This window comes from Lentzea sp. NPDC036955 (genome assembly GCF_055608005.1).
The window spans coordinates 144,398-168,948 of the sequence record NZ_JBVJRC010000007.1 but is presented as its reverse complement, the minus strand read 5'-3'; the positions used below and the strand labels follow the sequence as shown (position 1 = coordinate 168,948).

The 24,551-nt window shown below is 71.0% G+C and carries 20 protein-coding genes; 14 read left to right on the top strand and 6 right to left on the bottom strand.

The genetic code is table 11. The features are described 5' to 3' along the window. The first annotated feature begins 132 nt into the window (after positions 1 to 132). Entirely contained in the window at positions 133 to 4,656 is a 4,524-nt protein-coding gene (gltB, locus tag ACZ7CF_RS24480; RefSeq protein WP_360390327.1) for a glutamate synthase large subunit, read from the top strand. Further along, on the top strand, positions 4,649 to 6,154 hold the full coding sequence (locus ACZ7CF_RS24475) for a glutamate synthase subunit beta (RefSeq protein ID WP_360390324.1): 1,506 nt from the start codon (positions 4,649 to 4,651) through the stop codon (positions 6,152 to 6,154). The genes gltB and ACZ7CF_RS24475 overlap by 8 nt, the downstream gene beginning before the upstream one ends. A gap of 75 nt (positions 6,155 to 6,229) precedes the next feature. On the opposite strand, the gene ACZ7CF_RS24470 is transcribed toward ACZ7CF_RS24475, so the two are convergent. Further along, positions 6,230 to 6,889 carry a hypothetical protein gene (locus ACZ7CF_RS24470; RefSeq protein ID WP_360390321.1) on the bottom strand — a complete coding sequence of 220 codons (660 nt, stop codon included), beginning with the start codon at positions 6,887 to 6,889 and terminating at the stop codon, positions 6,230 to 6,232. A 289-nt stretch (positions 6,890 to 7,178) separates the two neighbouring features. Between ACZ7CF_RS24470 and ACZ7CF_RS24465 the strand changes: the two genes are divergently transcribed. The 4 genes from ACZ7CF_RS24465 to ACZ7CF_RS24450 all read left to right on the top strand — a co-directional run bounded on the left by ACZ7CF_RS24465 (position 7,179) and on the right by ACZ7CF_RS24450 (position 10,469). After that, positions 7,179 to 7,490: a hypothetical protein gene (locus ACZ7CF_RS24465; RefSeq protein WP_470370670.1), complete on the top strand. Its 312-nt coding sequence runs from the start codon at positions 7,179 to 7,181 to the stop codon at positions 7,488 to 7,490. A 161-nt stretch (positions 7,491 to 7,651) separates the two neighbouring features. Beyond that, positions 7,652 to 8,125, top strand: coding sequence for a carbonic anhydrase (locus ACZ7CF_RS24460; protein ID WP_360390315.1), 474 nt, complete (start codon positions 7,652 to 7,654; stop codon positions 8,123 to 8,125). Positions 8,126 to 8,140: 15 nt separating this feature from the next. Further along, complete coding sequence (locus ACZ7CF_RS24455; RefSeq protein WP_458430770.1) at positions 8,141 to 9,529, top strand: SulP family inorganic anion transporter; 1,389 nt, start codon at positions 8,141 to 8,143, stop codon at positions 9,527 to 9,529. A 115-nt stretch (positions 9,530 to 9,644) separates the two neighbouring features. Then, positions 9,645 to 10,469: a DNA/RNA non-specific endonuclease gene (locus ACZ7CF_RS24450; protein ID WP_458430771.1), complete on the top strand. Its 825-nt coding sequence runs from the start codon at positions 9,645 to 9,647 to the stop codon at positions 10,467 to 10,469. On the opposite strand, the gene ACZ7CF_RS24445 is transcribed toward ACZ7CF_RS24450, so the two are convergent. Further along, a complete protein-coding gene (locus tag ACZ7CF_RS24445) occupies positions 10,459 to 13,341 on the bottom strand; it encodes an NACHT domain-containing protein (protein WP_470370669.1) in 2,883 nt (960 codons plus the stop codon). The two genes, ACZ7CF_RS24450 and ACZ7CF_RS24445, sit on opposite strands and share 11 nt — an antisense overlap. Positions 13,342 to 13,376: 35 nt before the next feature. Further along, positions 13,377 to 15,293, bottom strand: a complete 1,917-nt coding sequence (locus ACZ7CF_RS24440; RefSeq protein WP_470370668.1) for a helicase-associated domain-containing protein — start codon at positions 15,291 to 15,293, stop codon at positions 13,377 to 13,379. A 75-nt stretch (positions 15,294 to 15,368) separates the two neighbouring features. Here ACZ7CF_RS24440 and ACZ7CF_RS24435 point away from each other — a divergent pair, with 75 nt between their 5' ends. Then, entirely contained in the window at positions 15,369 to 16,016 is a 648-nt protein-coding gene (locus ACZ7CF_RS24435) for a DUF2461 domain-containing protein (protein WP_360390303.1), read from the top strand. Here ACZ7CF_RS24435 and ACZ7CF_RS24430 read toward each other — a convergent pair. After that, positions 15,964 to 16,308, bottom strand: a complete 345-nt coding sequence (locus ACZ7CF_RS24430; RefSeq protein ID WP_360390301.1) for a VanZ family protein — start codon at positions 16,306 to 16,308, stop codon at positions 15,964 to 15,966. The two genes, ACZ7CF_RS24435 and ACZ7CF_RS24430, sit on opposite strands and share 53 nt — an antisense overlap. A gap of 64 nt (positions 16,309 to 16,372) precedes the next feature. Here ACZ7CF_RS24430 and pyk point away from each other — a divergent pair, with 64 nt between their 5' ends. The 4 genes from pyk (at position 16,373) to ACZ7CF_RS24410 (ending at position 19,980) form a co-directional block, all read left to right on the top strand. Then, complete coding sequence (gene pyk, locus ACZ7CF_RS24425) at positions 16,373 to 17,797, top strand: pyruvate kinase (RefSeq protein ID WP_360390298.1); 1,425 nt, start codon at positions 16,373 to 16,375, stop codon at positions 17,795 to 17,797. A gap of 12 nt (positions 17,798 to 17,809) precedes the next feature. Further along, positions 17,810 to 18,709 carry an acyl-CoA thioesterase II gene (gene tesB, locus ACZ7CF_RS24420; protein WP_360390296.1) on the top strand — a complete coding sequence of 300 codons (900 nt, stop codon included), beginning with the start codon at positions 17,810 to 17,812 and terminating at the stop codon, positions 18,707 to 18,709. 12 nt (positions 18,710 to 18,721) lie between these two features. Then, positions 18,722 to 19,309 (top strand): Uma2 family endonuclease, encoded by a 588-nt coding sequence (locus tag ACZ7CF_RS24415; RefSeq protein ID WP_470370667.1) that lies wholly within the window; start codon positions 18,722 to 18,724, stop codon positions 19,307 to 19,309. Positions 19,310 to 19,422: 113 nt separating this feature from the next. After that, positions 19,423 to 19,980, top strand: coding sequence for a Uma2 family endonuclease (locus ACZ7CF_RS24410; RefSeq protein ID WP_470370666.1), 558 nt, complete (start codon positions 19,423 to 19,425; stop codon positions 19,978 to 19,980). On the opposite strand, the gene ACZ7CF_RS24405 is transcribed toward ACZ7CF_RS24410, so the two are convergent. Then, positions 19,977 to 20,486, bottom strand: coding sequence for an Lrp/AsnC family transcriptional regulator (locus ACZ7CF_RS24405; RefSeq protein ID WP_470370665.1), 510 nt, complete (start codon positions 20,484 to 20,486; stop codon positions 19,977 to 19,979). The genes ACZ7CF_RS24410 and ACZ7CF_RS24405 overlap by 4 nt on opposite strands. A gap of 27 nt (positions 20,487 to 20,513) precedes the next feature. Between ACZ7CF_RS24405 and ACZ7CF_RS24400 the strand changes: the two genes are divergently transcribed. After that, a complete protein-coding gene (locus tag ACZ7CF_RS24400) occupies positions 20,514 to 21,140 on the top strand; it encodes a LysE family translocator (RefSeq protein ID WP_458430776.1) in 627 nt (208 codons plus the stop codon). On the opposite strand, the gene ACZ7CF_RS24395 is transcribed toward ACZ7CF_RS24400, so the two are convergent. Beyond that, positions 21,123 to 21,422, bottom strand: a complete 300-nt coding sequence (locus ACZ7CF_RS24395) for a DUF2218 domain-containing protein (RefSeq protein WP_360390281.1) — start codon at positions 21,420 to 21,422, stop codon at positions 21,123 to 21,125. The two genes, ACZ7CF_RS24400 and ACZ7CF_RS24395, sit on opposite strands and share 18 nt — an antisense overlap. 122 nt (positions 21,423 to 21,544) lie before the next feature. Here ACZ7CF_RS24395 and gndA point away from each other — a divergent pair, with 122 nt between their 5' ends. Further along, a complete protein-coding gene (gene gndA, locus ACZ7CF_RS24390) occupies positions 21,545 to 22,975 on the top strand; it encodes an NADP-dependent phosphogluconate dehydrogenase (protein ID WP_360390278.1) in 1,431 nt (476 codons plus the stop codon). Beyond that, entirely contained in the window at positions 22,972 to 24,510 is a 1,539-nt protein-coding gene (gene dacB / locus ACZ7CF_RS24385) for a D-alanyl-D-alanine carboxypeptidase/D-alanyl-D-alanine endopeptidase (RefSeq protein WP_360390275.1), read from the top strand. Before gndA ends, dacB begins: the two co-directional genes overlap by 4 nt. Positions 24,511 to 24,551 lie beyond the last annotated feature (41 nt).

The following is a 24,551-nucleotide window of genomic DNA, read 5'->3' as shown; positions in this document are numbered from 1 at the left end:
CCCGGGTTTCGCGGCTGTTAAAGTCGCGTCAACACGCGGGCCATCGTCGTCCCGTGCTCCCACCTGTTGGTTCGAGGTCTGAGCACGAGGACTTTAGTTCTTTACGCGAGGACGACGAAGGAGGTCTGCGCAGTGATCTTCTCCGCCATCCCCGGCCCCCAGGGTCTCTACGACCCCGCTGATGAACGCGACGCCTGTGGTGTCGCGATGGTGGCCGACATCCAGGGCAGGCGTTCCCACGGCATCGTGAGCGACGCGCTCACCGCCCTGGCCAACCTGGAACACCGTGGCGCAGCCGGAGCAGAGCCCACCTCGGGCGACGGCGCCGGCATCCTGCTCCAGCTGCCGGACGAGTTCCTGCGCGCTGTCGTCGACTTCGACCTGCCGCAGCGCGGCGGGTACGCGGCGGGAATCGCTTTCCTGCCGTTCGAGGCCGAGGACCGCGAGGCCGCGCGGGAGCAGATCGAGCGCATCGCCGTCGAGGAGAACCTCGAGGTGCTCGGCTGGCGCGACGTCCCGGTCGACGCCGAGAAGGCGAACGTGGGCCCGACGGCGCTGTCCGTGGCACCGCACTTCGCCCAGCTCTTCGTGAAGGGCACGCGCGACGAGACCGGCGTCGCCCTGGACCGCCTGACCTTCTGCCTGCGCAAGCGCGTGGAGCACGAGGGCAGCGTGTACTTCCCGTCGCTGTCGGCGCGCACGATCGTCTACAAGGGAATGCTGACGACCGAGCAGCTGCCGGCGTTCTTCCCCGACCTGCACGACGAGCGGCTGCGGTCGGCGATCGCGCTGGTGCACAGCCGGTTCTCCACCAACACCTTCCCGTCGTGGCCGCTGGCGCACCCGTTCCGGTTCGTCGCCCACAACGGTGAGATCAACACCGTGCGCGGCAACCGCAACCGCATGCGCGCCCGCGAGGCACTGCTGGAGAGCGACCTCATCCCCGGCGACCTCGCGCGGCTGTTCCCCATCTGCGACCCGGACGGCTCGGACTCCGCGTCGTTCGACGAGGTGCTGGAGCTGCTGCACCTCGGCGGCCGCAGCCTGCCGCACGCGGTGCTGATGATGATCCCGGAGGCGTGGGAGAACCACGCCACGATGGACCCGAAGCGCCGCGCGTTCTACCAGTTCCACGCCTCGCTGATGGAGCCGTGGGACGGCCCGGCGTGCGTCACGTTCACCGACGGCGAGGTCGTCGGCGCGGTGCTCGACCGCAACGGCCTGCGCCCCGCCCGCTGGTGGCAGACCGCCGACGGCCGCGTCGTGCTGGCCTCCGAGTCCGGTGTGCTGGACGTGCCGTCCGACCAGGTCGTCGCCAAGGGCCGGCTGCAGCCGGGCCGGATGTTCCTCGTGGACACCGCCCAGGGCCGCATCGTCGACGACGAGGAGTTCAAGTCGGGCCTCGCCTCCGAGCAGCCCTACGACGAGTGGCTGCACGCGGGCCTGCTCGACCTCGCCGACCTCGCCGCCCGCGAGCACGTGGTGCAGAGCCACGAGTCGGTCGTGCGCCGCCAGCTCACCTTCGGCTACACCGAGGAGGAGCTGCGCATCCTGCTCACGCCCATGTCGGTCATGGGCCAGGAGCCGCTCGGCTCCATGGGCACGGACACCCCGGTCGCCGCGCTGTCGCAGCGCTCCCGGCTGCTCTACGACTACTTCGTGCAGAACTTCGCCCAGGTCACGAACCCGCCGCTGGATGCGATCCGCGAGGAGATCGTCACCTCGGTCAAGCGCGTGATGGGCCCCGAGCAGAACCTGCTCGACCCCGGTCCCGTCTCGTGCCGGCACGTCACCCTCGACTACCCGGTGATCGACAACGACGAGCTCGCCAAGCTCATCCACATCAACGACGACGGCGACCTGCCCGGCTTCGCGTGCACCGTCCTGTCCGGACTGTACGAGGTGGACGGTGGTGGCGACGCGCTGGCCGCGGCGGTCGAGCGGGTGCGCCGCGAGGCGTCCGAGGCCATCGCGAACGGCGCCCGCACGCTGGTGCTGAGCGACCGCGACTCCGACCACCGGATGGCGCCGATCCCGTCGCTGCTGCTGGTCTCCGCGGTGCACCACCACCTGGTGCGCACCAAGGAACGCCTGCGCGTCGCGCTCGTCGTCGAGTCCGGCGACTGCCGCGAGGTCCACCACGTCGCCGCGCTGCTGAGCTACGGCGCCGCCGCGGTCAACCCGTACCTCGCGTTCGAGACGATCGAGGACCTGATCAGCCAGGGCGCCATCACCGGCGTCCCGGCGCACAAGGCGATCCGCAACTACGTCAAGGCGCTCGTCAAGGGCGTCCTGAAGATCATGTCGAAGATGGGCATCTCGACGGTCGGCGCCTACACCGCCGCGCAGATCTTCGAGGCCGTCGGCCTGTCGAACGACCTGCTCGACGAGTACTTCACCGGCACGCAGTCCAAGCTCGGCGGTGCCGGCATGGACGTGCTCGCCGAGGAGGTGGCGCTGCGCCACCGGCGCGCGTACCCGGACAACCCGACCGACCGCGCGCACCGCCGCCTCGAGGTGGGCGGTGACTACCAGTACCGCCGCGAGGGCGAGCTGCACCTGTTCACGCCGGAGACGGTGTTCCTGCTGCAGCACGCCACGAAGACGCGCAAGGAGGACGTCTTCCGCCAGTACACGGCGGAGGTCGAGCGCATCTCCCGGCAGGGCGGCACGCTGCGCGGCCTGTTCAAGTTCCGCACCGAGGGCCGCACGCCGATCCCGATCGACGAGGTCGAGCCGGTCAGCGCGATCGTCAAGCGCTTCAACACCGGCGCCATGTCCTACGGCTCGATCTCGGCCGAGGCGCACGAGACGCTGGCCATCGCGATGAACCGCCTCGGCGGCCGGTCGAACAGCGGCGAGGGCGGCGAGGACCGCGAGCGCCTGTACGACCCGGAACGCCGTTCCGCGGTCAAGCAGGTCGCGAGTGGACGGTTCGGCGTCACGAGCGAGTACCTCGTGAACGCCACGGACATCCAGATCAAGATGGCGCAGGGCGCGAAGCCCGGCGAGGGCGGTCAGCTGCCCGGCTTCAAGGTCTACCCGTGGGTGGCGCGCACCCGGCACTCCACGCCCGGCGTGGGCCTGATCTCGCCGCCGCCGCACCACGACATCTACTCGATCGAGGACCTGGCGCAGCTCATCCACGACCTCAAGAACGCCAACGAGCAGGCCCGCGTCCACGTGAAGCTGGTCTCCTCCATCGGCGTCGGCACGGTCGCGGCGGGCGTGGCCAAGGCGCACGCGGACGTCGTGCTCATCTCGGGCTACGACGGCGGCACCGGTGCCTCGCCGATGAACTCGCTCAAGCACGCGGGCACGCCGTGGGAGATCGGCCTCGCCGAGACCCAGCAGACGTTGCTGCTCAACGGGTTGCGCGACCGCATCACCGTCCAGGTCGACGGCGCCATGCGCACCGGCCGCGACGTCGTGGTGGCCGCGCTGCTCGGTGCCGAGGAGTTCGGCTTCGCCACCGCACCGCTGATCGTCGCGGGCTGCGTGATGATGCGCGTCTGCCACCTCGACACCTGCCCGGTCGGCGTCGCCACGCAGAACCCCGACCTGCGCGCCCGCTACACCGGCCAGGCCGACCACGTCGTGAACTTCTTCGAGTTCATCGCGCAGGAGGTCAGGGAGCTGCTGGCGGAGCTGGGTTTCCGCACGATCGACGAGGCCGTCGGCCACGCCGAGCTGCTCGACAAGGACGAGGCGATCGAGCACTGGAAGATCGAGGGCCTGAACCTCGACCCGGTCTTCGAGGTGCCCGAGACGCCGTACCCCACGGCCAAGCGCCGCGTCCGCGACCAGGACCACGGCCTCGACCGGGCCCTGGACCGCACGCTCATCCAGCTCGCGGAGGCGGCGCTGGAGGACGCGCACCAGGTGAAGCTGGAGCTGCCGGTCCGCAACGTCAACCGCACCGTCGGCACGTTGCTGGGCGCCGAGGTCACCCGCCGCTACGGCGGCGAGGGCCTGGAGGACGACACGATCCACGTGAAGCTCACGGGTTCGGCCGGCCAGTCGCTCGGCGCGTTCCTGCCGCGCGGCATCACGCTGGAGATGGTCGGCGACGCCAACGACTACGTCGGCAAGGGCCTGTCCGGCGGCCGGATCGTCGTCCGCCCGCACGACGACGCGCCGTTCCGCGCGGAGCTGCAGGTGATCGCGGGCAACGTGATCGGCTACGGCGCCACGTCGGGTGAGATCTTCCTGCGCGGCCGGGTCGGCGAACGCTTCTGCGTCCGCAACTCCGGTGCCACGCTGGTGGCCGAGGGCGTGGGCGACCACGCGTTCGAGTACATGACCGGAGGCCGTGCCGTCGTGCTCGGCCCGACCGGTCGCAACGTCGCGGCCGGCATGTCCGGCGGCATCGCGTACGTGTTGGACCTGGACCCGTTGTCGGTGAACCAGGAGATGGTGCAACTGCAGCGCCTCAGCGCCGAGGACCTGCGTTGGCTCAAGGACGTCGTCACCAGGCACCACGAGCTGACCGGCTCCGCCGTCGCGGCCTCGCTGCTCGGTGACTGGACCCGTCGAGCCGGTGCGTTCACGAAGGTCATGCCCGGCGACTACCAGCGCGTTCTCGAGGCCATGCGCCTCGCCCGCGCCGAGGGCCGGGACGTTGACGCGGCTGTCATGGAGGCGTCTCGTGGCTGATCCACAGGGTTTTCTCAAGCACTCCCGCTCCGACGCGCCCAAGCGCCCGAAGCCGGAACGGTTGCAGGACTGGAACGAGGTCTACCTCCAGGAGGCCCCGGAGGAGCGCAACGCCGCCGTGCGCACGCAGGCGACGCGGTGCATGGACTGCGGCATCCCGTTCTGCCACAGCGGAACCGCCGGTTGCCCGCTCGGGAACCTGATCCCGGAGTGGAACGACCTGGTGCGCCGCGGCGACTGGGAGCTCGCCTCCGACCGGCTGCACGCCACCAACAACTTCCCGGAGTTCACCGGGCGGCTGTGCCCGGCACCGTGTGAGGCCGCCTGCGTGCTGGCGATCTCCCACGATGCCGGTGGTGCCGTGGCGATCAAGCGGGTCGAGGAGACCATCGCGGACATGTCGTGGGAGAACGGCTACGTGCAGCCGTCCACGGCCGCGGTGTCCTCCGGCAAGCGCGTCGCGGTCGTCGGGTCCGGTCCCGCCGGTCTCGCCGCCGCCCAGCAGCTGACCCGCGCGGGTCACGAGGTCGTCGTCTACGAACGCGACGACCGCCTCGGCGGCCTGCTGCGCTACGGCATCCCCGAGTTCAAGATGGAGAAGAAGGTCCTCGACCGCAGGCTGTCCCAGCTGCGCAAGGAGGGCACCAGGTTCGTCACCGGCTGCGAGGTCGGCGTCGACATCACCGTCGAGCAGCTGCGCTCGGACTTCGACGCCGTCGTGCTCGCCGTCGGCGCGCTGCGCGGCCGTGACGACAAGTCCACGCCCGGCCGCGACCTCGACGGCATCCACCTCGCGATGGACCACCTGGTCCCCGCGAACCGGGCCTGCGAGGGCGACGGGCCGAGCGGGATCTCGGCCGAGGGCAAGCACGTCATCGTCATCGGCGGTGGCGACACCGGCGCAGACTGCTACGGCACCGCGACCCGCCAGGGCGCGCTGTCCGTGACGCAGCTCGACCAGTACCCGATGCCGCCGTCGGTCCGCGACGACGACCGTTCGCCGTGGCCGGTGTGGCCGCACGTCCTGCGCACGTACCCCGCGCACGAGGAGGCCGGCGAACGCCGCTTCACCGTGGCGGTCCGCCGCTTCGTCGGCGACGAAGCCGGCCACGTGCGGTTCATCGAGCTGCAGCAGGTGCGCGTCGAGCGGGACTCCTCCGGCCGCCGCCAGGTCGTGCCGGTGTCCGACGAGGTCGAGCTGCTGCCCGCGGACATGGTGCTGCTCGCCATCGGCTTCGAGGGTGTCGAGCACATGAAGGTCCTCGACGACTTCGGCATCCCGCTGTCGTCGCGCGGCACCATCTCGTGCGGCTCCGACTGGCAGACGACCGCCCCCGGCGTCTTCGTCTGCGGCGACGCCCACCGCGGCGCCTCGCTGGTGGTCTGGGCGATCGCCGAGGGCCGGTCCGTGGCGCACGCCGTGGACAGGTTCCTCACCGGCTCGTCCAACCTGCCCTCGCCCGTGATCCCCAACCAGCTTCCGCTCGCCGTGGTCTGACAACGACGTCCGACCAGCGGTCAGCAGCATGGCGCCCCGGCCCCGACAACGACGTCGGACCGGGGCGTTCGCCTTTCAGCGGACGGGGTGGCCGATGGCCGCCACCCGGTCCGCCACCGCGGCCAGGGTCGTGGCGGGGTTGAGCGCGGTCACCACGTCCGAAGTCAGCGACCGCCCGGCGTACACGTGCCGCACCGCGCCGAGGTCGACCGGCATCTCGTAGTAGTCCCGCGCCCAGTCCTGATAGGACTCCGGCGTGCGGTCGGTCAGCAGCGCGAACAGCCAGTCCGCCCCGTCCTGGTCGTCGTCGGGGAAGTCGATCTCCCCGTGCTGCCAGGCGGTGTCGTCGGTGCGCCGCCACAGGCACACCGTGCTGCGCGGGACGCCCTCGTCGCAGAACGCCGGCTCCTCCACGCACTGCCGGAACACCTCGGGCACGGCGTCGACGACACCGGGCCACGGCTGGTCGTCGTCGGTGGCATAGGGACTCATCGGCGACTCGTGGTCGAAACCGCGCACGTACGCGCCCGCCGCCGTGAACACGACGGAGTACTCGTTGCCCGAGCCGTCGTCCATGGACGCCAGCTCCTCACCGGGCGCCCACGAGGCGTCGAACCGGTGGCGCCGGACGTCGTCGTCCGGGTTCAGCACGAGGTCCAGAACGGCAAGCGAACGGCACAACGCGCGCAGTTCCTCGATGGCGGGCAGGAGCCGGGCGACGTCGTAGGCGGTCACGCCGTCATCCAAGCAGTTCCGCGCCGGTAAAAGTCCGCGTGAGGTGTCCTTCGTGATGGGAACGAGAAAGGTTCGGCCCTTCCCTGATGATTTGCGCCACAAACTGAATGGAGGACTAGGGTGTGTGTCAGGCGTGAGCGTCGTTCCACTCCGTGAAACGCGAAGCACCTTTCGGGTGAATTTGCCGGTTGAGACGGTGCAATCGCGCCCCCGTTAACCCATTGGTCATCCGCTCGGGTAAAACTGGAAGTGCGAGATCAACTCGGTCGGGGGGTGAACCATGCGCAGTGTGTTGCTGGCCGTCGTGGTCGCCCTGTGCGCCGTGCTGGCCCCGGCGGTGTCGACCGCGTCGATCGGCGCGCCGCCGCCCAAGTCCAAGACGTCGGCCCCGAAGGAAGAGGCGCCGCGCGAGGAGCGCGAACCGAGCCGGTTGCGCCTGCTGACGGCCGCTTCGGCGGTTGAACGTTCATCCACCGTGGCCAAGCCCCGTGAGGTGGCCCTCGCGCCGCGCGTCGAGGCAACCGGTGCCAAGCCGGTTCCCGCCGCCGAACCGACAGCGGTCTGGCGCACACCACCCGCACTGCAGGTGTTCCGGAACTGATCGGTCCCCGCCGGTCGGTTCCAACTGAACACAGATCTCAACCCCAGCAGTGAGGGATTCCCGTGGACTTCCACCGCTTTGTTCAGCATGCCCGCGCACACGCCAAGTCGCGGCCCCAGGCCATTGGCGAGCAGCTCGCGCGGGGGCAGAAGCCGTCGACGATGTTCATCACGTGTGCCGACTCGCGCATCGTCACCGCGGCCATCACCGGCGCGGAACCGGGCTCTCTCTTCGAGCTCAGGACGGCGGGCAACGTCATTCCGCCGTATTCGCTGAACGCGCCCACGAGTGAGATGGCGACGATCGAGTTCGCCGTCCTGCAGCTCGGCGTCAGCGAGATCGTCGTGTGCGGGCATTCGCACTGCGGTGCGGTGATGGCGCTCAACGGCGCCGCGATCGACCACCTGCCGGCCATGCGCGGCTGGCTCGGTGAGCAGCGGCCGCGCAGCTCCGCGGACCCGGCCCTGCGCGGTGAGGGGCAGGAGCACGTGCGCGCGCAGCTGAGGGCGTTGCTCGACTACCCGTTCGTGGCGGAGAAGGTCGACCGAGGCGAGCTCCGCGTGCACGGCTGGTTCTACGACATCGAGACCGGCGAGGTCTCCGCGTGCGCCGAGCACGCGTTCCTGCCGCTGTAAGGGGGCGGGGTCCGGATGAAGAACAAGGTGTGGGCCGACCTGGGTGCGTCGGTCGTCGTCTTCCTCGTGGCGCTGCCGCTGTGCGTCGGTGTGGCGGTGGCGTCGGGGGTGCCGGCCGAGCTCGGGATCGTGACAGGTGTGGTCGGCGGGATCGTCGTCGGGTTGCTGCCGGGCAGCACGATGCAGGTGAGCGGACCGGCGGCCGGGTTGACCGTGCTGGTGGCGGACGCGGTCGGCACGCACGGGATCGCCGCGCTCGGCGTGATCGTGCTCGGCGCCGGACTGCTGCAGGTGGTCCTGGGCCTGGCGCGGTGCGGGCGGTGGTTCCGCGCGATCTCGCCGTCGGTGGTGCAGGGCATGCTCGCGGGCATCGGCCTGGTGCTGGTGCTCGGGCAGCTCTACCCGCTGGTCGGCGCGCAGGCGCCGGCCACGACGGGGGAGAAGGTCGCGGGACTGGTCGACCTCGCGGTGACGCCCGCGGCGGTGCTGCTGGGCGTCGCGACGATCGCGATCATGCTGCTGTGGCAGCGGTTCGCCTGGCGTGCGGTGCCGGGTGTGCTCATCGGAGTGGTGGTCTGCACCGCGGTCGCCGAGGTGGCGGGGCTGCCGGTGGCGCGGATCCAGGTCGGTGAGCTGGCCTCGGACGTGCACCTGCCGGAGTTCTCGCTGCTCGGCGCCGGGGTGGTCGGCTCCGCGGTGGTGTTCGCGCTGGTGGCCTCCGCGGAGAGCCTGTTCAGCGCGGCCGCGGTGGACCGGATGCACGAGGGGCCGCGGACGAAGTACGACCAGGAGCTGGTGGCGCAGGGCGTGGGCAACACGATCTGCGGCCTGCTCGGCGCACTGCCGATGACGGCGGTGATCGTGCGCAGCTCCGCCAACGTGGCGGCGGGCGCGCGGACGAAGGCGTCACGGGTGCTGCACGGCGTGTGGCTGCTGCTGTTCGTGGTGGCGCTGCCGGGGCTGCTCGCGCTGATCCCGGTGGCCGTGCTCGCCGCCGTGCTGGTGCACGCCGGGTGGAAGCTGCTCGGGCTCAAGCAGGTCGTCGCGCTGTGGCGCACCGACCGGGCCGAGGGCGCGGTCCTGGTGCTCACGGCTGGGCTCATCGTCGCCACGGACCTGCTGACCGGCACGCTGGTCGGCCTGCTCGCGGCGATCGTGAAGACCGCCTGGGACGTGTCCCGGCTGTCGGTGGTCGTCACCCCGGACGGGCTGGAGCTGAAGGGCAACGCCACGTTCCTGCGGCTGCCGAACCTGCTCGACGTGCTCGACGGCGTCGACAGGGACCACGTCAGGATGGACCTGAGCGGGGTCCGGCACCTCGACCAGGCCTGCGTGCAGGCGATCGACCAGTGGGTCGACGAGTCCCGCCGCGCGGGCCGCACCGTCGAGCTGGTCGGCAGGTAGTGCGGGGTCCGGTGCCGCGGCCGGCTGTGGTCGCGGCACTGGGCCGTTCGGGTGTACGCCGCTAACGGTCGTGGTGACACTGTCGATCCTGCAGGTGAGTCACAGGGGGCGACACATGACCAGCACAGCGGTGCAGACGGGCTTCGACACCGGCTTCCTCGGCACGGACGCCGGGATTCCGGTGCTGACCGGGGCGGGCGCCGAGGACGCGGTCGAGCTGAACGGCTCGACCACCATCGACTACACCCACTTCTCGCTCGCGCTGAGCAGGTCGCGCAGGTTCGCGAGCTGGGTGGCGTGGAACATCGACGGTGCCGCCATGAAGGCGTTGAGCCGCACCGGCATTCCGTTCGTCAAGGACCCGAGGGTGCCCGCGGAGTTCCAGACCGGTGACGAGCTCTACCGCGACAACCGGCTCGACCGCGGCCACATCGCGCGCCGCGCCGACCTGTGCTGGGGGCCGACGGCGGAGGCGAAGAAGGCCAACCGGGACTCGTTCTTCTTCACGAACATCACCCCGCAGATGGACGACTTCAACCAGAGCACCAAGGAAGGCCTCTGGGGGCGGCTGGAGGACGCGGTGCTCGCCGACGTCGACGTGGACGACCTGAGGGTGAGCGTCTACGGCGGACCGGTGTTCAACGTCGACGACCGGGTGTTCCGCGGTGTCCCGATCCCGCGCGAGTTCTTCAAGGCCATCGCGTTCGTCGTGGACGGCGAGCTGCGCTGCAGCGCGTTCCTGCTCACCCAGAACCTCGTGCTGGCCGAGGCGCTCGACCTCGACGAGTTCCGGGTGTTCCAGGTGTCGCTGACCGAGCTCGAACAGCGGGTGAGCTTCACGTTCCCCGCCGAGCTGCACGCCGCCGACACGTCCGCCGTGCAGCCGCAGGACGCGTCGCGGCGCCCGCCACTGGGCAGCCTCGCCGACATCAGGTGGTGATCCGCAGCCCCGGCAGCTCCCGGCGCAGCCCGGCCAGCCGGGCCGGTGACTCCGGCTGGTGCACGACGAGGTGTTCCAGCGCGGGCAGCACGCGCAGCTCGTCCGCCGCGGGCACCCCGAACACCTCCAGCGTCGTGATGGTCGGCCACCGCTCCAGCCCCGCCAGCGGGTAGGGCGGGCGGTGGTCGAGGGCCAGGTGCCGCAGCGCGGGCAACGCGGGCAGCGCCGCCAGACCGCCGTCCAAGCCCTCGTCGCGGACCTGCAACCGCCGCAGCGCACCGCCCTCCAGCGACGCGAGGTCGACTCGGCTGAAGTGCAGGTGCAGCTCATCGAGTCCCCGCACCGGCGCCAGGTCGAGCCGCCCCAGCGGTCGGCACCGGCTCAGGTGCAGCTCCCGCAGCGACCCCGACAATGCGAGCGGGGCCAGCTCGCGCACCACCTCGTTCTGCCACAGCTCCAGCCGGTGCAGCGCGGGCATGGCGCCCAGCGGGTCGAGCGGGTTGATGTTGCCGATGCACCGCACGTACCGCAGCTTCGCGAGGTGCGCGATGAACTGGATGCGGTGCCAGCCGCGGACGTCCACCCGCCGGTCGCCGAAGTCCACCCCGGACAGCACGGTCCGCGCGTAGTTCTCCGCGTCCGGGGTGTTCCGCCACGCCCTCAGCAGCTCGTCGACGACCATCACCTGGTCCACGGCCACGAACTCCGCGAGCCGCTCCCACGCGCCCTCACCGCCGATGTTCGCGAGCGTCCGCACGACGAACGCGGCCTCGGCCACCGCCTCCGGTCCCGGCAGCAGGTCCACGACGAACGACCCGGCCTCGGCCAGCGCGTCGGCGTGCGCGAAGCTCGTCGGCGGGATCAGCGCGGCCGCCGCCGACGTCACCTGCGCGCGTGCGGTCTCCGGTTCGATCACGTCGGCCTGCTCCAGGCACGCCAGCGCGAGCAGCCGCAGCCTGTCCCGGCCGCGTTCGTCCTTGCGCGTGTCGTCGTTGCCCGCCAGCAGGTCCATCAGCACCCTGGCCCGTTCGCGCGGCCGGGCGTGCGCGACGGCCATGACCACCACGTCGTGCCACTCGTCCAGGTGCGCCCGGTCCACCAGCAGGTTCAGGTCGCCCGCGTCCACGACCTCCTTGGCCGCCAGGTAGTCGCGGAACGTCCGGTGCACGAACTGCACCCGTTCCCCGGCCGCCTCCCGCAGCAGCCCGGCGCGTTCCAGCAGTCGCTGCATCGCCTCATCCGGGTCCACGTCGTGCGAGCGCAGGCCGCGCATCGCGTTCCCCAGCCGGTGCACCGCCTCCTCGCGCGGCACCATCAGCTCCCTGTTGCGCACCAGCGAGTACGCGAACCGCTGCAGCAGGACGAGCTGCTCCTCCTTGGAGAACGCCGGCAGCACCAGGCCGCGGTCCTCGTCCCAGCGCACCAGCAGCAGGTCCAGCGCCGCCTCGTACAGCGACCGCCGGTCCCGCGGCAGGTGCATGTTCCGGTCCTGGTGCAGCGCGCACAGCAGTCCCGCCAGCAGCGGGCTCGACGCGAGCCGCCGCAGGTCGGGGCGCTTCGCGAGGGTCGCCACCAGCCGCGTCTCGCACTCGGCGAGCCACACCCGCGCGTCCCGCGGCAACCCCGGCTCGTCGCGCGCCGCCGTGTGCCAGGCCTCGACGAAGTCGCGGACCCCCTTGTCGCTCAACGGCAACAGGTCGAACGCCGCGAAACCGCAGTCCTCCAGCCAGTCCTCCGGCACCGCCGCCGGCCGGGTCGTGACCGCGTACCGCGCCTTCGGGTAGGCCGCCACGAGCTGCGCGAGCCACTGCCGCGCCTCGGCCCGCCGCTCCCACACCAGCTCGTCCACGCCGTCGACCAGGACCAGCGCCCTGCCCTCCCGCAGCCGCGCGGTCACCCACCCGGACGGCTTCTCCTCCTCGATCACGGCCGCGGTCCAGGCGATGAGCTCCTCCGGCTTCGGCAGCGCCGTGCACTGCCGCAGCGGCACGAAGAACGGCACCAGGCCGAGCCACTCGTCGCCGGAGGTCCTGGTCTCGCCCAGCGCGTTCATCGCGAGCCAGCGCAGGAACGTCGTCTTGCCCGCGCCGGCGCCGCCGCGGACCAGCACCCGCGGCGTGTCCGCCAGTGCCGCCGCCACCGGCAGCCCGGCACCGGTCAGCTCGCCGGTGTCACCGACCCTGGCCACGGCCAGCGACACGTACGAGCTGTCGAACGAGTGCCGGCGCGGCGCCCGTCCCCGCGAGACCCCGAACACCTCCAGGCCGCCCAGCGCGTGCGCGACCTGCTCGGCGTACCGGTCCTCGAACTCGCGGTGCGCGGCGACCACGGCCGCGCGCTGCTGCTCGGGCAACCGCGCCACGGCGTCCGCGGTGCGCTGACCGAGCTGGAACATCGCCACGGCCAGCCGCCGCGCGTACTCCGGCTGCGACCGCACCAGCTCGACGATCGCGACGCACACCCGCGTGAGCAGCGCGTCGTAGCCGGCCGAGGCCGCCTCGGACAGCCCAGCCGCCCGCCGCACCGCCACCGACCTGGCCAGCACATGCGCCCGCAGCGCCTCGGGCGTCAGCACCACGTGCAGCGCCTCGTCCTCGCGCAGCGGCAGCGCGGCCTCGACCGACTCGCGCACCGCGGCCACGGCGGCGCGCCACTCGTTCTCCGCGACCCCGCCGAGCTCACCGCGGGCGAGCTCGGTGCCGATCCGCTCGACCAGCGGACCCGGCCTGGTCAGCTCCCGCTGCCGCTTCTTGTCCCGCGCACCCTTGTGCGCCGCGTCGAAGAGCCCGAGCAGGAAGCGTTCCAGCACGGTCTCGAGCACCATCAGCAGTCCGGCGGAGAACGGGTCGGGCACGGTCCCCAGTATCAGCACGTGATCACCGGTGCGGCGGCGACTTCACCAGGTGTTCACCCGCCGGGCACGTGCACCGCGCGGACGTGCTCGATGCGGAACTCCCGGCTCACACCGCCCTCGCAGTCCGCCGTCAGCACGCCGTCGAGGTGCTTGACCGGTGTGATCAGGACCGACTCCGTCTGCCGCGGGCCGCTCGCGTACCCGATGCGCACCGGCCGGCCGTCGACCAGCGCCGACGCGAGCCGCTGCACCTCCTCGTCGCGCAGGAAGACGTTCTGGTCGCGCAGCAGCCGCGCCGCGTTCGCCCTCGGCGTGCCCCGGCCGAGGACCTGCCGTTCCTGCTCCACCAGCCGCACCGCGAGCTGGGTGAGCTCCAGGTCGTCCAGCTCGGCGCGCTGCCGGTCCGGTCCGCGCTCACCGCGCGCGGGCGCCCGGTCCGGCCGTGAACGCTCCACAATGGACCGGTCAGCGCCGTCGACGCCCTTCGGCGCGTACCCGGCCGCGCGCAACGCCGCCAGCGTCTCGGGCATGGGCGCCGCGGACGCCAGCACGGTCGGCGCGAGGAACCGCAGTCCCAGCTGCGCCAGCGACCGGGACCGCGCGATCTCCCGCAGCAGCGCGGGGTCCTCCGCCCGCACGCAGCACGCGACCTCGGTCACCGTCAGCTGCCCGTGCCGCCGTGCCACGTCCTGCACCAGCTGCTCGACGGCCTGCGGCAGCGGCCCGTCCGCCACGACCCCCAGCCGCAGCAGCACCTCCTCGGACGGCAGCCCGGCGTCGAGCGCCCGCCGGATCGACCCCGCCGACAGCCGCCACACCCGCGCGGAGTCGCCGTCCTCCAGGTCCGCCACCAGGTCCAGCGTGGCGGCGAGCACCGTGCCCGGCAGGCCGTCCACCACCGCGGTCAGGTCCGCCAGGAACACCGCCCTGTCCGCGGCCGGCGGCATCAGCTCCACCGCGGCCGCCGCCACGTCACCGCCGTCGCGCACCGCCAGTCCCAGCGGCGTCAGCGCGCCACCCGCGACCAGCCCCAGCGCCTCCAGCTCGGTGATGACGACCGCCGTGGCCCGCAGGTCGTGCACGGCCGGGCGGGCCCACTCCAGCTCGGCGACCAGCTCACCGGGCTCCACGACCGCGTGGCCGGTGCTGAACGCCGCGAGCGTCGACCGCCGCAGCTCGGCGCCGCACTGCCCGGCGTAGTCGCGCAACGCCGCCCGCGCCTGTTCGGCGTCGGGCCGCCAGTCCATCCGCCGCCACGCCGCGACCAGCCGCGCGAGCCGGACCCCGGGGTGCGCGTCCCGCCACGCGTCGGCGTGCCGCGTCGGCAGCAGGCGCCCGCGCTCCAGCCCCAGCAGCTGCGCCTCGACCGCCAGCTCCAGCCGCAGCCGCAGCACGCCGTCGGTGACCCGCAGCGCCCGCGCGACCCGCCGGATCTCCCCGGTCGCGACACCGCCGGTGTGGCGGGCCTCGAAGGCGTCCCGCTCGCAGTGCGCCAGCAGCCGCGCCACCCCGTCCACGGTGGACGTCGCGGGCGCGACCGGCGAGACCCGCGGCACCGGCCCGCGCCGCGCCGCCGGTGGCCGCGGCGTGAGGTGCGGCCGGGCGTGCAGGGCCCGCACCGAGTTGACCTCCTTGAGCACCGGTCCCTCCGGCCAGGCCAGCGCGCGCACCTTGAGCTCGGCGAACGCCCGGTCGAACTCCCGCACCGAGCACCGCAGCTCCGCGCACACCGCGTCGACGCTCGCCGAGCGGCCCAGCCGGACGATCGCGCCGAGCACGTCCACCGCGCCCTGGTCGAGGTCCTCCTCCGCGCGGTGCACCGAGTCGGGGTCCGTGAGCTGGTACGCGAGGTCCTTGAGGGTGCGCAGCAACCGGTCGCCCACGTCCCTGCGGTGTGTCAGCACCGCCGCCACCGCGTCCTGGTCGAGCCGCTGGAGCCAGTTCGCGAGCGCGGTGGTACGGCGTGGCATTCGTCCGAGTATGCCCCGACCGTCTGCGCTCAAACGAGTTTTCACGCATTCGGGCGTGCCGCCTAGGCTGACTCGGTGACGTTCGAAGGTTTCGGCGAGTACGCGATCGACTTCTACGACGGCCTGGTGCTGGACAACTCGAAGGCGTACTGGGACGACAACAGGGAGACCTACCTGCGCGACGTGCGCGCCCCCATGGAGGCGCTGCTGCTCGCGCTGGAGGGGGAGTTCGGTGAGGGCAAGGTGTTCCGGCCGTACCGCGACGTGCGGTTCGCCAAGGACAAGACGCCGTACAAGGACCACTGCGGCGCCGTGATCGAGAAGGGCCGCGGCGGCGGCGCGTACTACGTGCAGCTCAGCCCGGAGGGCCTGATGGTGGGCGGTGGCTCGTTCCACATGCAGTCCGACCAGCTGGCCCGCTACCGCGCCTCCGTCGACGCGCACGGCGTCCTGCTGCGCAAGGTCGTCGACAAGCTCGTCAAGCAGGGCTGGAAGCTGCACGGCGACGTGATGAGGTCGAAGCCGCGCGGGTTCGCCGACGACCACCCGCACCTCGACCTGCTCAAGCACCGGTCGATCTGGGTGCGCAAGGTCTGGGAGCCCGACGACGTGCTGCACGAGCCGGGCGCCCTGGACCGGGTGCGCAAGGCGTGGCGGCAGCTCAGGGACCTCAACGCGTGGTGCGAGGACCACGTCGGCGTGAGCGAGAAGCCGCGGCGATAGCCCAGCCGAGACCGATCCCGGCCACGTCGACGAGTGCGTCGAGGACGTCCCCGCTGCGGTGCAGCGGCGTGATGAGCTCCTGCAGCACCTCCGAGAGCCCCGCGTACGCCACCAGCGCCCACAGCACGTGAGGGATCTTCGCGTGCAGGCCGGTGAACGCGAGCAGGCCGAAGAGCACCAGGTGCACGACCTTGTCGGTGCCCGGCGGCGAGGAGGGCACACCTGACTCGGGGGTGAACAACACGACGACGCTGAGCAACGCGGCGAACACGAACGGGAACACTCGACCCATTGGCAGAACATTACCGAGGAGTAGTTCGGGATCGGTCCAGGAACGAGGACTACTCTCTCTACACGTGAGTCGACGCGCAAAGATCGTCTGTACCCTCGGTCCCGCCACTGGCACGCCCGAAAAGGTCCGTGACCTGGTAGCGGCCGGTATGGACGTGGCCAGGATGAACTTCAGCCACGGCAGCCATGCCGACCACAAGCAGGTCTACGACATGGTCCGCGCCGCAGCGGACGAGTCCGGTCGCGCCGTGGGCATCCTCGCCGACCTGCAGGGCCCCAAGATCCGGCTCGGCCGGTTCGCGGCCGGTCCTGTCGACTGGAACAACGGCGACATCGTCCGCATCACCGTCGAGGACGTCGAGGGCACGCACGACCGCGTGTCGACGACGTACAAGGAGCTCGCGAAGGACGCCAAGGTCGGCGACCGCCTGCTCGTGGACGACGGCAAGGTCGGCCTCGTGGTCGTCGAGGTCGAAGGCTCCGACGTCGTGTGCGAGGTCACCGAGGGCGGACCCGTCAGCAACAACAAGGGCCTCTCGCTGCCCGGCATGGACGTCTCCGTGCCGGCGCTGTCGGAGAAGGACATCGAGGACCTCGAGTTCGCGCTCTCGCTGGGCGTGGACTTCATCGCACTGTCGTTCGTCCGCTCGCCCGCCGACATCGACCTGGTCCACCAGGTCATGGACCGCGCGGGCAGCAAGCGCCTCCCGGTGATCGCGAAGATCGAGAAGCCGGAGGCCGTGGACAACCTCGAAGCCATCGTGCTGGCCTTCGACGGCGTCATGGTCGCCCGCGGCGACCTGGGCGTCGAGCTGCCGCTGGAGAGCGTGCCGCTGGTGCAGAAGCGCGCGATCCAGATCGCCCGCGAGAACGCCAAGCCGGTCATCGTCGCGACCCAGATGCTCGACTCGATGATCACGAACTCCCGCCCGACCCGCGCCGAGACGTCCGACGTCGCGAACGCGGTGCTCGACGGCGCGGACGCCCTGATGCTCTCCGGTGAGACCTCGGTCGGCCGCTACGCCATCGAGTCCGTGCAGACCATGGGCCGCATCATCGAGGCCGTCGAGACCGAGTCGGTCGTCGTGCCGCCGCTGACGCACGTCCCGCGCACCAAGCGCGGTGTGATCTCCTACGCGGCCCGCGACATCGGCGAGCGCCTCAACGCCAAGGCCCTGGTCGCGTTCACCCAGTCCGGCGACACCGTCCGCCGCCTGGCCCGCCTGCACACGCACCTGCCGCTGCTGGCGTTCACGCCGGAGCCGTCGGTGCGCTCGCAGCTGTCGCTGACGTGGGGCACCGAGACGTTCATCGTGCCGCGCGTGGAGTCCACCGACGAGATGGTCCGCCAGGTCGACGTGGCCATGCTGGAGATCGGCCGCTACCAGGCCGGTGACCTCATGGTGGTGGTCGCCGGATCGCCTCCTGGCACCATTGGGTCGACGAACCTCATCCGGGTGCACCGGCTGGGGGAGGAAGACCACGCGTAGGAGTGTTGGAACGTGACTGAGGCCGCCCGTGCCGCTGCCGCCGGACCACCCGGTGTGAGTGGCCAACCCGCAGTGGACGACCTGGTCGCGTTGCTCGACCTGGAACGCATCGAGGAGAACATCTTCCGCGGTGTGTCCCCCGCCGAGTCGCCGGTGCGCGTCTTCGGCGGGCAGGTCGCCGGTCAAGCCCTGGTGGCCGCGGGTCGGACCGTGCCGGTGGAACGACGGGTGCACTCGCTGCACTCGTACTTCATCCGGCCCGGCGACCCGCGGGTGCCGATCGTGTACGAGGTGGACCGCATCCGCGACGGCCGCTCGTTCACCACCCGCCGCGTCGTGGCCGTGCAGCACGGCAAGGCCATCTTCGCCCTCTCCGCCTCCTTCCAGTTGGAGGAGCAGGGCGTCGAGCACGCCTCCTCGATGCCCTCCGTGCCGGACCCGGAGACCTTGCCGACGTGGACCGAACAGGCCGCCGGCTACTCCCTGGTGAACTCGAAGTTCCCGCGCCCGATCGACGTGCGCTACGTCACCGAGCCGCCGTGGGAGTCCCGTGAGGACGGTCCCGGCGAGGCCGTGTCCCGCGTGTGGATGAAGGCCGACGGCAAGCTGCCGGACGACCCGATGCTGCACATCTGCGTGATGACCTACGCCTCGGACATGACGCTGCTGGACGGCGTCCTGGCCAAGCAGGGCGTCTACTGGGGACTGGACAAGGTCCTCGGCGCCTCCCTGGACCACGCGATCTGGTTCCACCGCCCGTTCCGCGCCGACGAGTGGCTGCTGTACGACACCGCCTCGCCGTCCGCCTCGGGGAACCGCGGGCTGGCGACCGGGCAGTTCTTCACGCAGGACGGGCAGCTGGTGGCCACGGTGGTGCAGGAGGGGCTGATCCGGGTCGTCAAGTCGGACTGAGGCCCTGTGTGAGTGATCAAGGGCGGGTCGTCGCACGTCGATGACCTGGCCGTGATCATCACGCTGGCCGACTACGACGCCCTGCCCGAGGAAGACTGCCGCCGCCACGAGCTGGTGGACGGGGTGCTGGTGGAGATGCCACCGCGCTATCCCGTGCACCAACGCGCGGTGCGCCTGCTGGCGGACCAGTTGGAAGACCAGCTGCCCGTCGAACTCGACGTCGTGCACGCGTTCGACGTCCTCCTCAAGGACAGCGCACGCCCGCTCATGCGCAAGCCGGACGTCGTCGTGGCTTCGAGCAAGCTCTTCGACGCCGGGGTGACGCGCTTCGACGCGGCGGACGTGGCGCTGGTGGTCGAGGTCCTGTCCGAGGGCTCGGAGGACGTGGACCTGCGGGTGAAGCCGCGCGAGTACGCCGCCGCAGTAATCCCGGACTACTGGGTGGTCGCGCTGGACGAGCCGGTCAGCATGGTCGCGCACTCCCTGGTGGACGGCCGGTACGAGCTGGCCGGGGGAGGCTCGCGGATGCTCGACGTGCGCAGCCCGGCACCGATGACGGTGGACCTCGCCGCGCTGACTCGCCGTCGCTCGATGGAGTAACTCCTAGCACGCCTGTTCGAACCACCCGTGCGGGTCATCAAGCCGGGACGGGGCGTGGTCGATGCCTACACTGACTGGTGGCGGGAGCTCCAAGGCGGAAGGACGGTGTGCGCATGACCGCGGAAGCGTGGCGCGATCACCCGGTGAGCCTGGACGAGTGGGACGCGATGCCAGAGGACAAGAACCTCGAACTGGTAGACGGAGTCCTGCACGTGGTGCCTGCTGCTGTACCTCCTCACCAGAAGGCGCAGAACAGGCTCGCCTACTGGATCGACGAACAGCTGCCGGACGGCCTCACGTCCTACGCCGACGTCGACGTCACGCTCGACGGCTCCAGGCGGCCGACGGTGCGCAAGCCCGACATCGTGGTGGTGACCACCGGAGCGGCCCTGCGCGGTTCGAAGCGGTTCACGGCCGAGGACGTCGTGCTGGCGGTCGAGATCGTGTCGGAAGGCTCGGAGCGGACGGACCGCGTCGTGAAGCCCGTGCAGTACGCCAAGGTGGGAATCCCGCACTACTGGCTCGTCGAACTGGGTGAACCGAACACCCTCAAGGCTTTCGAGCTGCTCGACGGGAGCTACGAGCTGGTGGAGGAGTGCACGGGCGAGGTCAAGCTGAACCGCCCGGCCCCACTGGTGATCGACCTCGACAGGCTGACCCGCGTGACCTAGTCCGCGCGGCGCCGCCGGTGCGTCGGCCGCAGGGTCGCCGGCGGGGTCAGCGCCCGTGTCTCCACCCGCTCCAGCACCACCGACGACGTCAGGTTCCGCACCTCCGTCCGCGACGCGATCTTGTCCATCAGGAACGCCTGCAGGTGTGTGGAGTCCGCCACCGCGATGTGGATCAGGAAGTCCGCCTGCCCGGAGACGTGGAAGATCGACCGCGTCTCGGGCTGGGCCATCACGAACGCGCGGAACGCCGCCACCACCGGGCGCGTGTGCGGCCGCACGTTCACCGAGATGACGGCCTCCAGCGGCAGTCCGAGCACGGCCGGGTCGACGACGGCGTGCGAGCCCGTGATCACGCCCAGCTCGCGCAGCCGGCGCACCCGCTGCAGGCACGACGACGGGGCCAGGCCGACGATCTCGGCGAGCGACCGGTTCGGCAGGGTGGCGTCGTTCTGCAACTCCTCCAGGATGTGCCAGTCCACCGAATCCAGTTCGGCTTGTTCGCGCATAAGCGAACATCGTACTGACCAGGTGGAATGTGGCAGAACGAGTGGCGGACGATCCCGCTCATGCACATCGCGTGGACGTCTTTCCTGCTGGCACTCGTGGTGATCACGGTCGTGCCCGGTCCCGACTTCGTCCTGATCATGGGGAACGCGGTGCGCAGCCTCAAGCTGGGCGTCACGGCGGCGCTGGGCGTGGTCACGGGGCTGCTCGTCCACGCGACGCTCGCGACCGTCGGACTGAGCGCGCTCGTGGTGGCGGTGCCGACCGCGCTCTTCCTCGTCAAGGCGGTCGGCGCGCTGTACCTGGCCCACCTCGGGTTCATGACGCTGAAGGGCGCGGGCAAGGAGCAGGAGCTGCCGCGCAGCGGTGGCAACGTGTTCCTGCGCGGCCTGCTCTGCGATCTGTTGAACCCCAAGGTGATGCTCACGTTCCTGAGCCTCATCCCGCAGGCGATGGACCCGAACAGCCCACCGCTGCCGCAGGCCGCGCTGCTGAGCGCCGTGACGGTCGGTGTGTTCGCGGGGTTCTGGGTGGTGGTGGTCCCGCTGGCTCGTCAGCTGGGCACGGTGCTGAGCAGGCCGAAGGTTCGCACGGCGTTCGAGCGGGTCTGTGGTACCGCTCTCATCGGGATGGCGGCGTCAGTTCTCGCCGCTTGAGTCCCACGAGACGCTCAGCTCGTCGCGCGTCCCGAACCGCACCAGGTGCCGTTCGACGACGTCGCGCAGCCGGGCGGCGTCCTCCTCCGAGGAGGCCTCGACGCGCAGCCGCAGCGCGTCCGGAAGAGCGGCGAAGGACGCCGTTCCCGCGGAGAAGCGGACGAAACCGCGTCCGTCCTCCCAGGACCCTTCCAGGTCCTTCTGCGTGAAGTGCTTGACCAGCTGGGACCCGTAGCGCTCGGCGCGGTCGGTCGCCGAGGTGCCCTCGCTCACGAACGTCATGAAAACCAACTTACGCCTTGCTGTACGTACCGTTGGGTGACGCGGTTCACCTGGCGAAACGATGGCTGAGAAGACGCTGTGACATCTCGCGCAAAGCTTGAGAACACGGCAGGCTGTCGCCCATGACGGAAGGCAAAGCACGTATCGCGGTCACCGGTCTCGCCACCATGGGCAGCAACCTCGCGCGCAACCTCGCGCGGCACGGTTTCAAGGTCGCCGTGCACAACCGGACCCCCGCGAAGATGAAGTCGCTGCTCGACGAGCACGGCCACGAGGGCGACTTCGTCGGCGCCGAGACGCTGGAGGAGCTCGTGCAGAGCCTCCAGACGCCGCGCCAGATCATCATCATGGTGAAGGCCGGTGGGCCGACCGACGCCGTCATCGACGAGCTGAGCGGGCTGCTGGAGCCCGGCGACATGGTCATCGACGGCGGCAACGCCCACTACGCCGACACGCGCCGCCGCGAGGCCGCCCTGAAGGAGAAGGGCCTGCTGTTCGTCGGCGCCGGCATCTCCGGCGGCGAGGAGGGCGCCCTCAACGGGCCCAGCATCATGCCCGGTGGTCCCGCCGAGTCCTACGAGCACGTCGGGCCGGTGTTCGAGGAGATCGCCGCCAAGGTCGACGGGCAGCCGTGCTGCGTGCACGTCGGGCCGGACGGTGCCGGGCACTTCGTCAAGATGGTGCACAACGGCATCGAGTACGCGGACATGCAGCTGATCGCCGAGGCGTACGACCTGCTGAGCCGCGTCGGCGGGCAGACGCCGGCGGAGATCTCCGAGGTCTTCACGCAGTGGAACTCGGGCGACCTGGAGTCGTACCTGGTCGAGATCACCGCCGAGGTGCTCAAGCACGTCGACGCGGACGGCACGCCGCTCGTGCAGGTCATCGAGGACGCCGCCGAGCAGAAGGGCACCGGCCGCTGGACCGTGCAGGAGGCGCTGGAGCTCGGCGTCCCGGTCACCGGCATCGCCGAGGCCGTGTTCGCGCGCAGCCTGAGCGGCCACACCGACCAGCGCAAGGCCGTGCGCGACGCGTTCGGTGCGAGCGAGGTCGTGGCGAAGCCGGACGCCGAGCTCGTCGACGACGTGCGGCAGGCGCTGTACGCGTCGAAGGTCGTCGCGTACGCGCAGGGCTTCGACATGATCCGCGAGGCGTCGAAGAACTTCGACTGGGACATCGACCTCGGCGCGATGGCGACGATCTGGCGCGGTGGCTGCATCATCCGCGCACGGTTCCTCAACCGCATTCGCGAGGCATATGACGCGAACGCGGATCTCGCGTCTCTTCTGGTGGACGACTACTTCCGCGACGCCGTCCGGAATGCCGAGGCCGCTTGGCGGCGCGTCGTGGTCCGCGCGGTCGAGTCCGGTGTCCCGACGCCCGGTTTCGTGTCCGCTTTGGCCTACTACGACGGACTTCGCTCGGAACGGCTGCCCGCGGCACTCGTTCAGGGACAACGCGACTTCTTCGGCGCACACACTTATCGGCGCACCGACAGGGCCGGTAGCTTCCACACGTTGTGGTCAGGCGACAGGTCTGAGGTGGAAGCGTGAAACTTCGTTTACTGGGGGCGGTCGTCGTCGCGGCGGCGGGGTTGACCCTGACGTCCAGCGGTGGCGCCGTGGCGGTCGGCAACGAGGCGCTGACCCGCGATCTCGACGCCATCCTCGCCGACTCCGGGCTCAAGGGCGCGGACGTCGGCATCACCGTGCGGGACGCGAACACCGGTGAGGTCGTGTACACCAGATCAGGTGGTAAGCGCTCTCAGGTCGCGTCGAACCTGAAGGTGCTCACGACCGCGGCGGCGCTCGACCTGCTCGGGCCGGACCACCGGTGGAAGACCGAGCTGCAGTCGTCCGGTGCCCGTTCGGGTTCGACGCTGACCGGCGACCTCGTCCTGCGCGGCACGGGCGACCCGACGATGTCCGCCGCGCGCTACCAGGCGCTGGCGGCGGCGTTGAAGAACAGCGGTGTCACGCAGGTGACCGGCGCGCTCGTGCTGGACGACACGGCGTTCGACGCGCAGCCGTACGGCAGTGGCTGGGCGTGGGACGACGAGCCGTACTCCTACAGCGCGGAGACGTCGGCACTGACGCTCTCACCGGACGAGCGGTACAGCGCCGGCACGGTCCTCGTGCGGGTGAAGCCGGGCGCCGCGACGGGCGCGCCGGTGCAGGTGAGCGTCGAGCCCGCGAACGACGTGGTGCAGATCCAGAGCACGGCGACCACCAACGGGGACGCCGGCATCACCGTCGAACGCGAGCACGGCACGAACGTGATCAAGGTCAGCGGTTCGACCTGGGTCGAGACGACCGCGCTGTCCACCGTCAAGGATCCGACCGGGCTCGTCTCGTCGGTGTTCGGCAAGGCGTTGGAGCAGAACGGGGTCCAGGTCCTCGGCGGCGTCAAGCGGGCCAAGGCGCCGCAGGGTGCCGCGGTGCTGGCCTCCGACACGTCGCAGACGCTCGGCCAGCTGATCACCCCGTTGCTGAAGAACAGCAACAACATGCTGGCCGAGGTGCTGGTCAAGACCGCGGGCGGCTCGTTCGCCAACGGTGTCAACCAGCTCAGCCGCAAGTGGGCGGGCCTGGGCATCGACCCGAACTGGGTCGAGGTCTTCGACGGCTCCGGCATGTCCCGGCTGAACCAGATGTCGCCGGACGACCTGACCTCGATCCTGGTGAAGGCGAAGACCAAGCCGTGGTTCGGCACCTGGTCGGCGGCGCTGCCGGTCGCGGGCAGGGACGGCACGCTGGCGGGCCGCATGAAGGGCACCGCCGCCGAGGGCACCGTGCTGGCCAAGACCGGGTCGCTCTCGGGCGTCTCGGCGCTGTCCGGGTACGTCACCACGGCGTCGGGCCGCCAGCTGGTGTTCTCGCTGGTGCAGAACAACGTGGTGCTGTGGTTCAGCCCGAAGGCGGTCGAGGACAGGGTCGCCGTGCGGCTCGCCTCCGACGGCGGCGCGCAGGTGGCGACGCCGAAGGTCGAGTCCGTTCCGCAGCAGCGGAAGGCCCCCGCGCAGGAACGCGTGACGGTTCCCCCGCAGGAGCGCTTCGACGTCGAGTGCTCGTGGATCGGCACCTGCTGACCCACGCGTGAGACCACTGGAGCCGCCCCGGGACGAACCGG

Coding starts and splice junctions, on each gene's coding strand:
- ACZ7CF_RS24460 (WP_360390315.1), top strand. CDS start 7,652: ATGTTCATCACGTGTGCCGACTCGCGCATCGTCACCGCGGCCATCACC.
- ACZ7CF_RS24455 (WP_458430770.1), top strand. CDS start 8,141: ATGAAGAACAAGGTGTGGGCCGACCTGGGTGCGTCGGTCGTCGTCTTC.
- ACZ7CF_RS24450 (WP_458430771.1), top strand. CDS start 9,645: ATGACCAGCACAGCGGTGCAGACGGGCTTCGACACCGGCTTCCTCGGC.
- ACZ7CF_RS24440 (WP_470370668.1), bottom strand. CDS start 15,293: ATGCCACGCCGTACCACCGCGCTCGCGAACTGGCTCCAGCGGCTCGAC.
- ACZ7CF_RS24430 (WP_360390301.1), bottom strand. CDS start 16,308: ATGGGTCGAGTGTTCCCGTTCGTGTTCGCCGCGTTGCTCAGCGTCGTC.
- ACZ7CF_RS24410 (WP_470370666.1), top strand. CDS start 19,423: ATGACCGCGGAAGCGTGGCGCGATCACCCGGTGAGCCTGGACGAGTGG.
- ACZ7CF_RS24405 (WP_470370665.1), bottom strand. CDS start 20,486: ATGCGCGAACAAGCCGAACTGGATTCGGTGGACTGGCACATCCTGGAG.
- ACZ7CF_RS24400 (WP_458430776.1), top strand. CDS start 20,514: ATGTGGCAGAACGAGTGGCGGACGATCCCGCTCATGCACATCGCGTGG.
- ACZ7CF_RS24395 (WP_360390281.1), bottom strand. CDS start 21,422: ATGACGTTCGTGAGCGAGGGCACCTCGGCGACCGACCGCGCCGAGCGC.
- gndA (WP_360390278.1), top strand. CDS start 21,545: ATGACGGAAGGCAAAGCACGTATCGCGGTCACCGGTCTCGCCACCATG.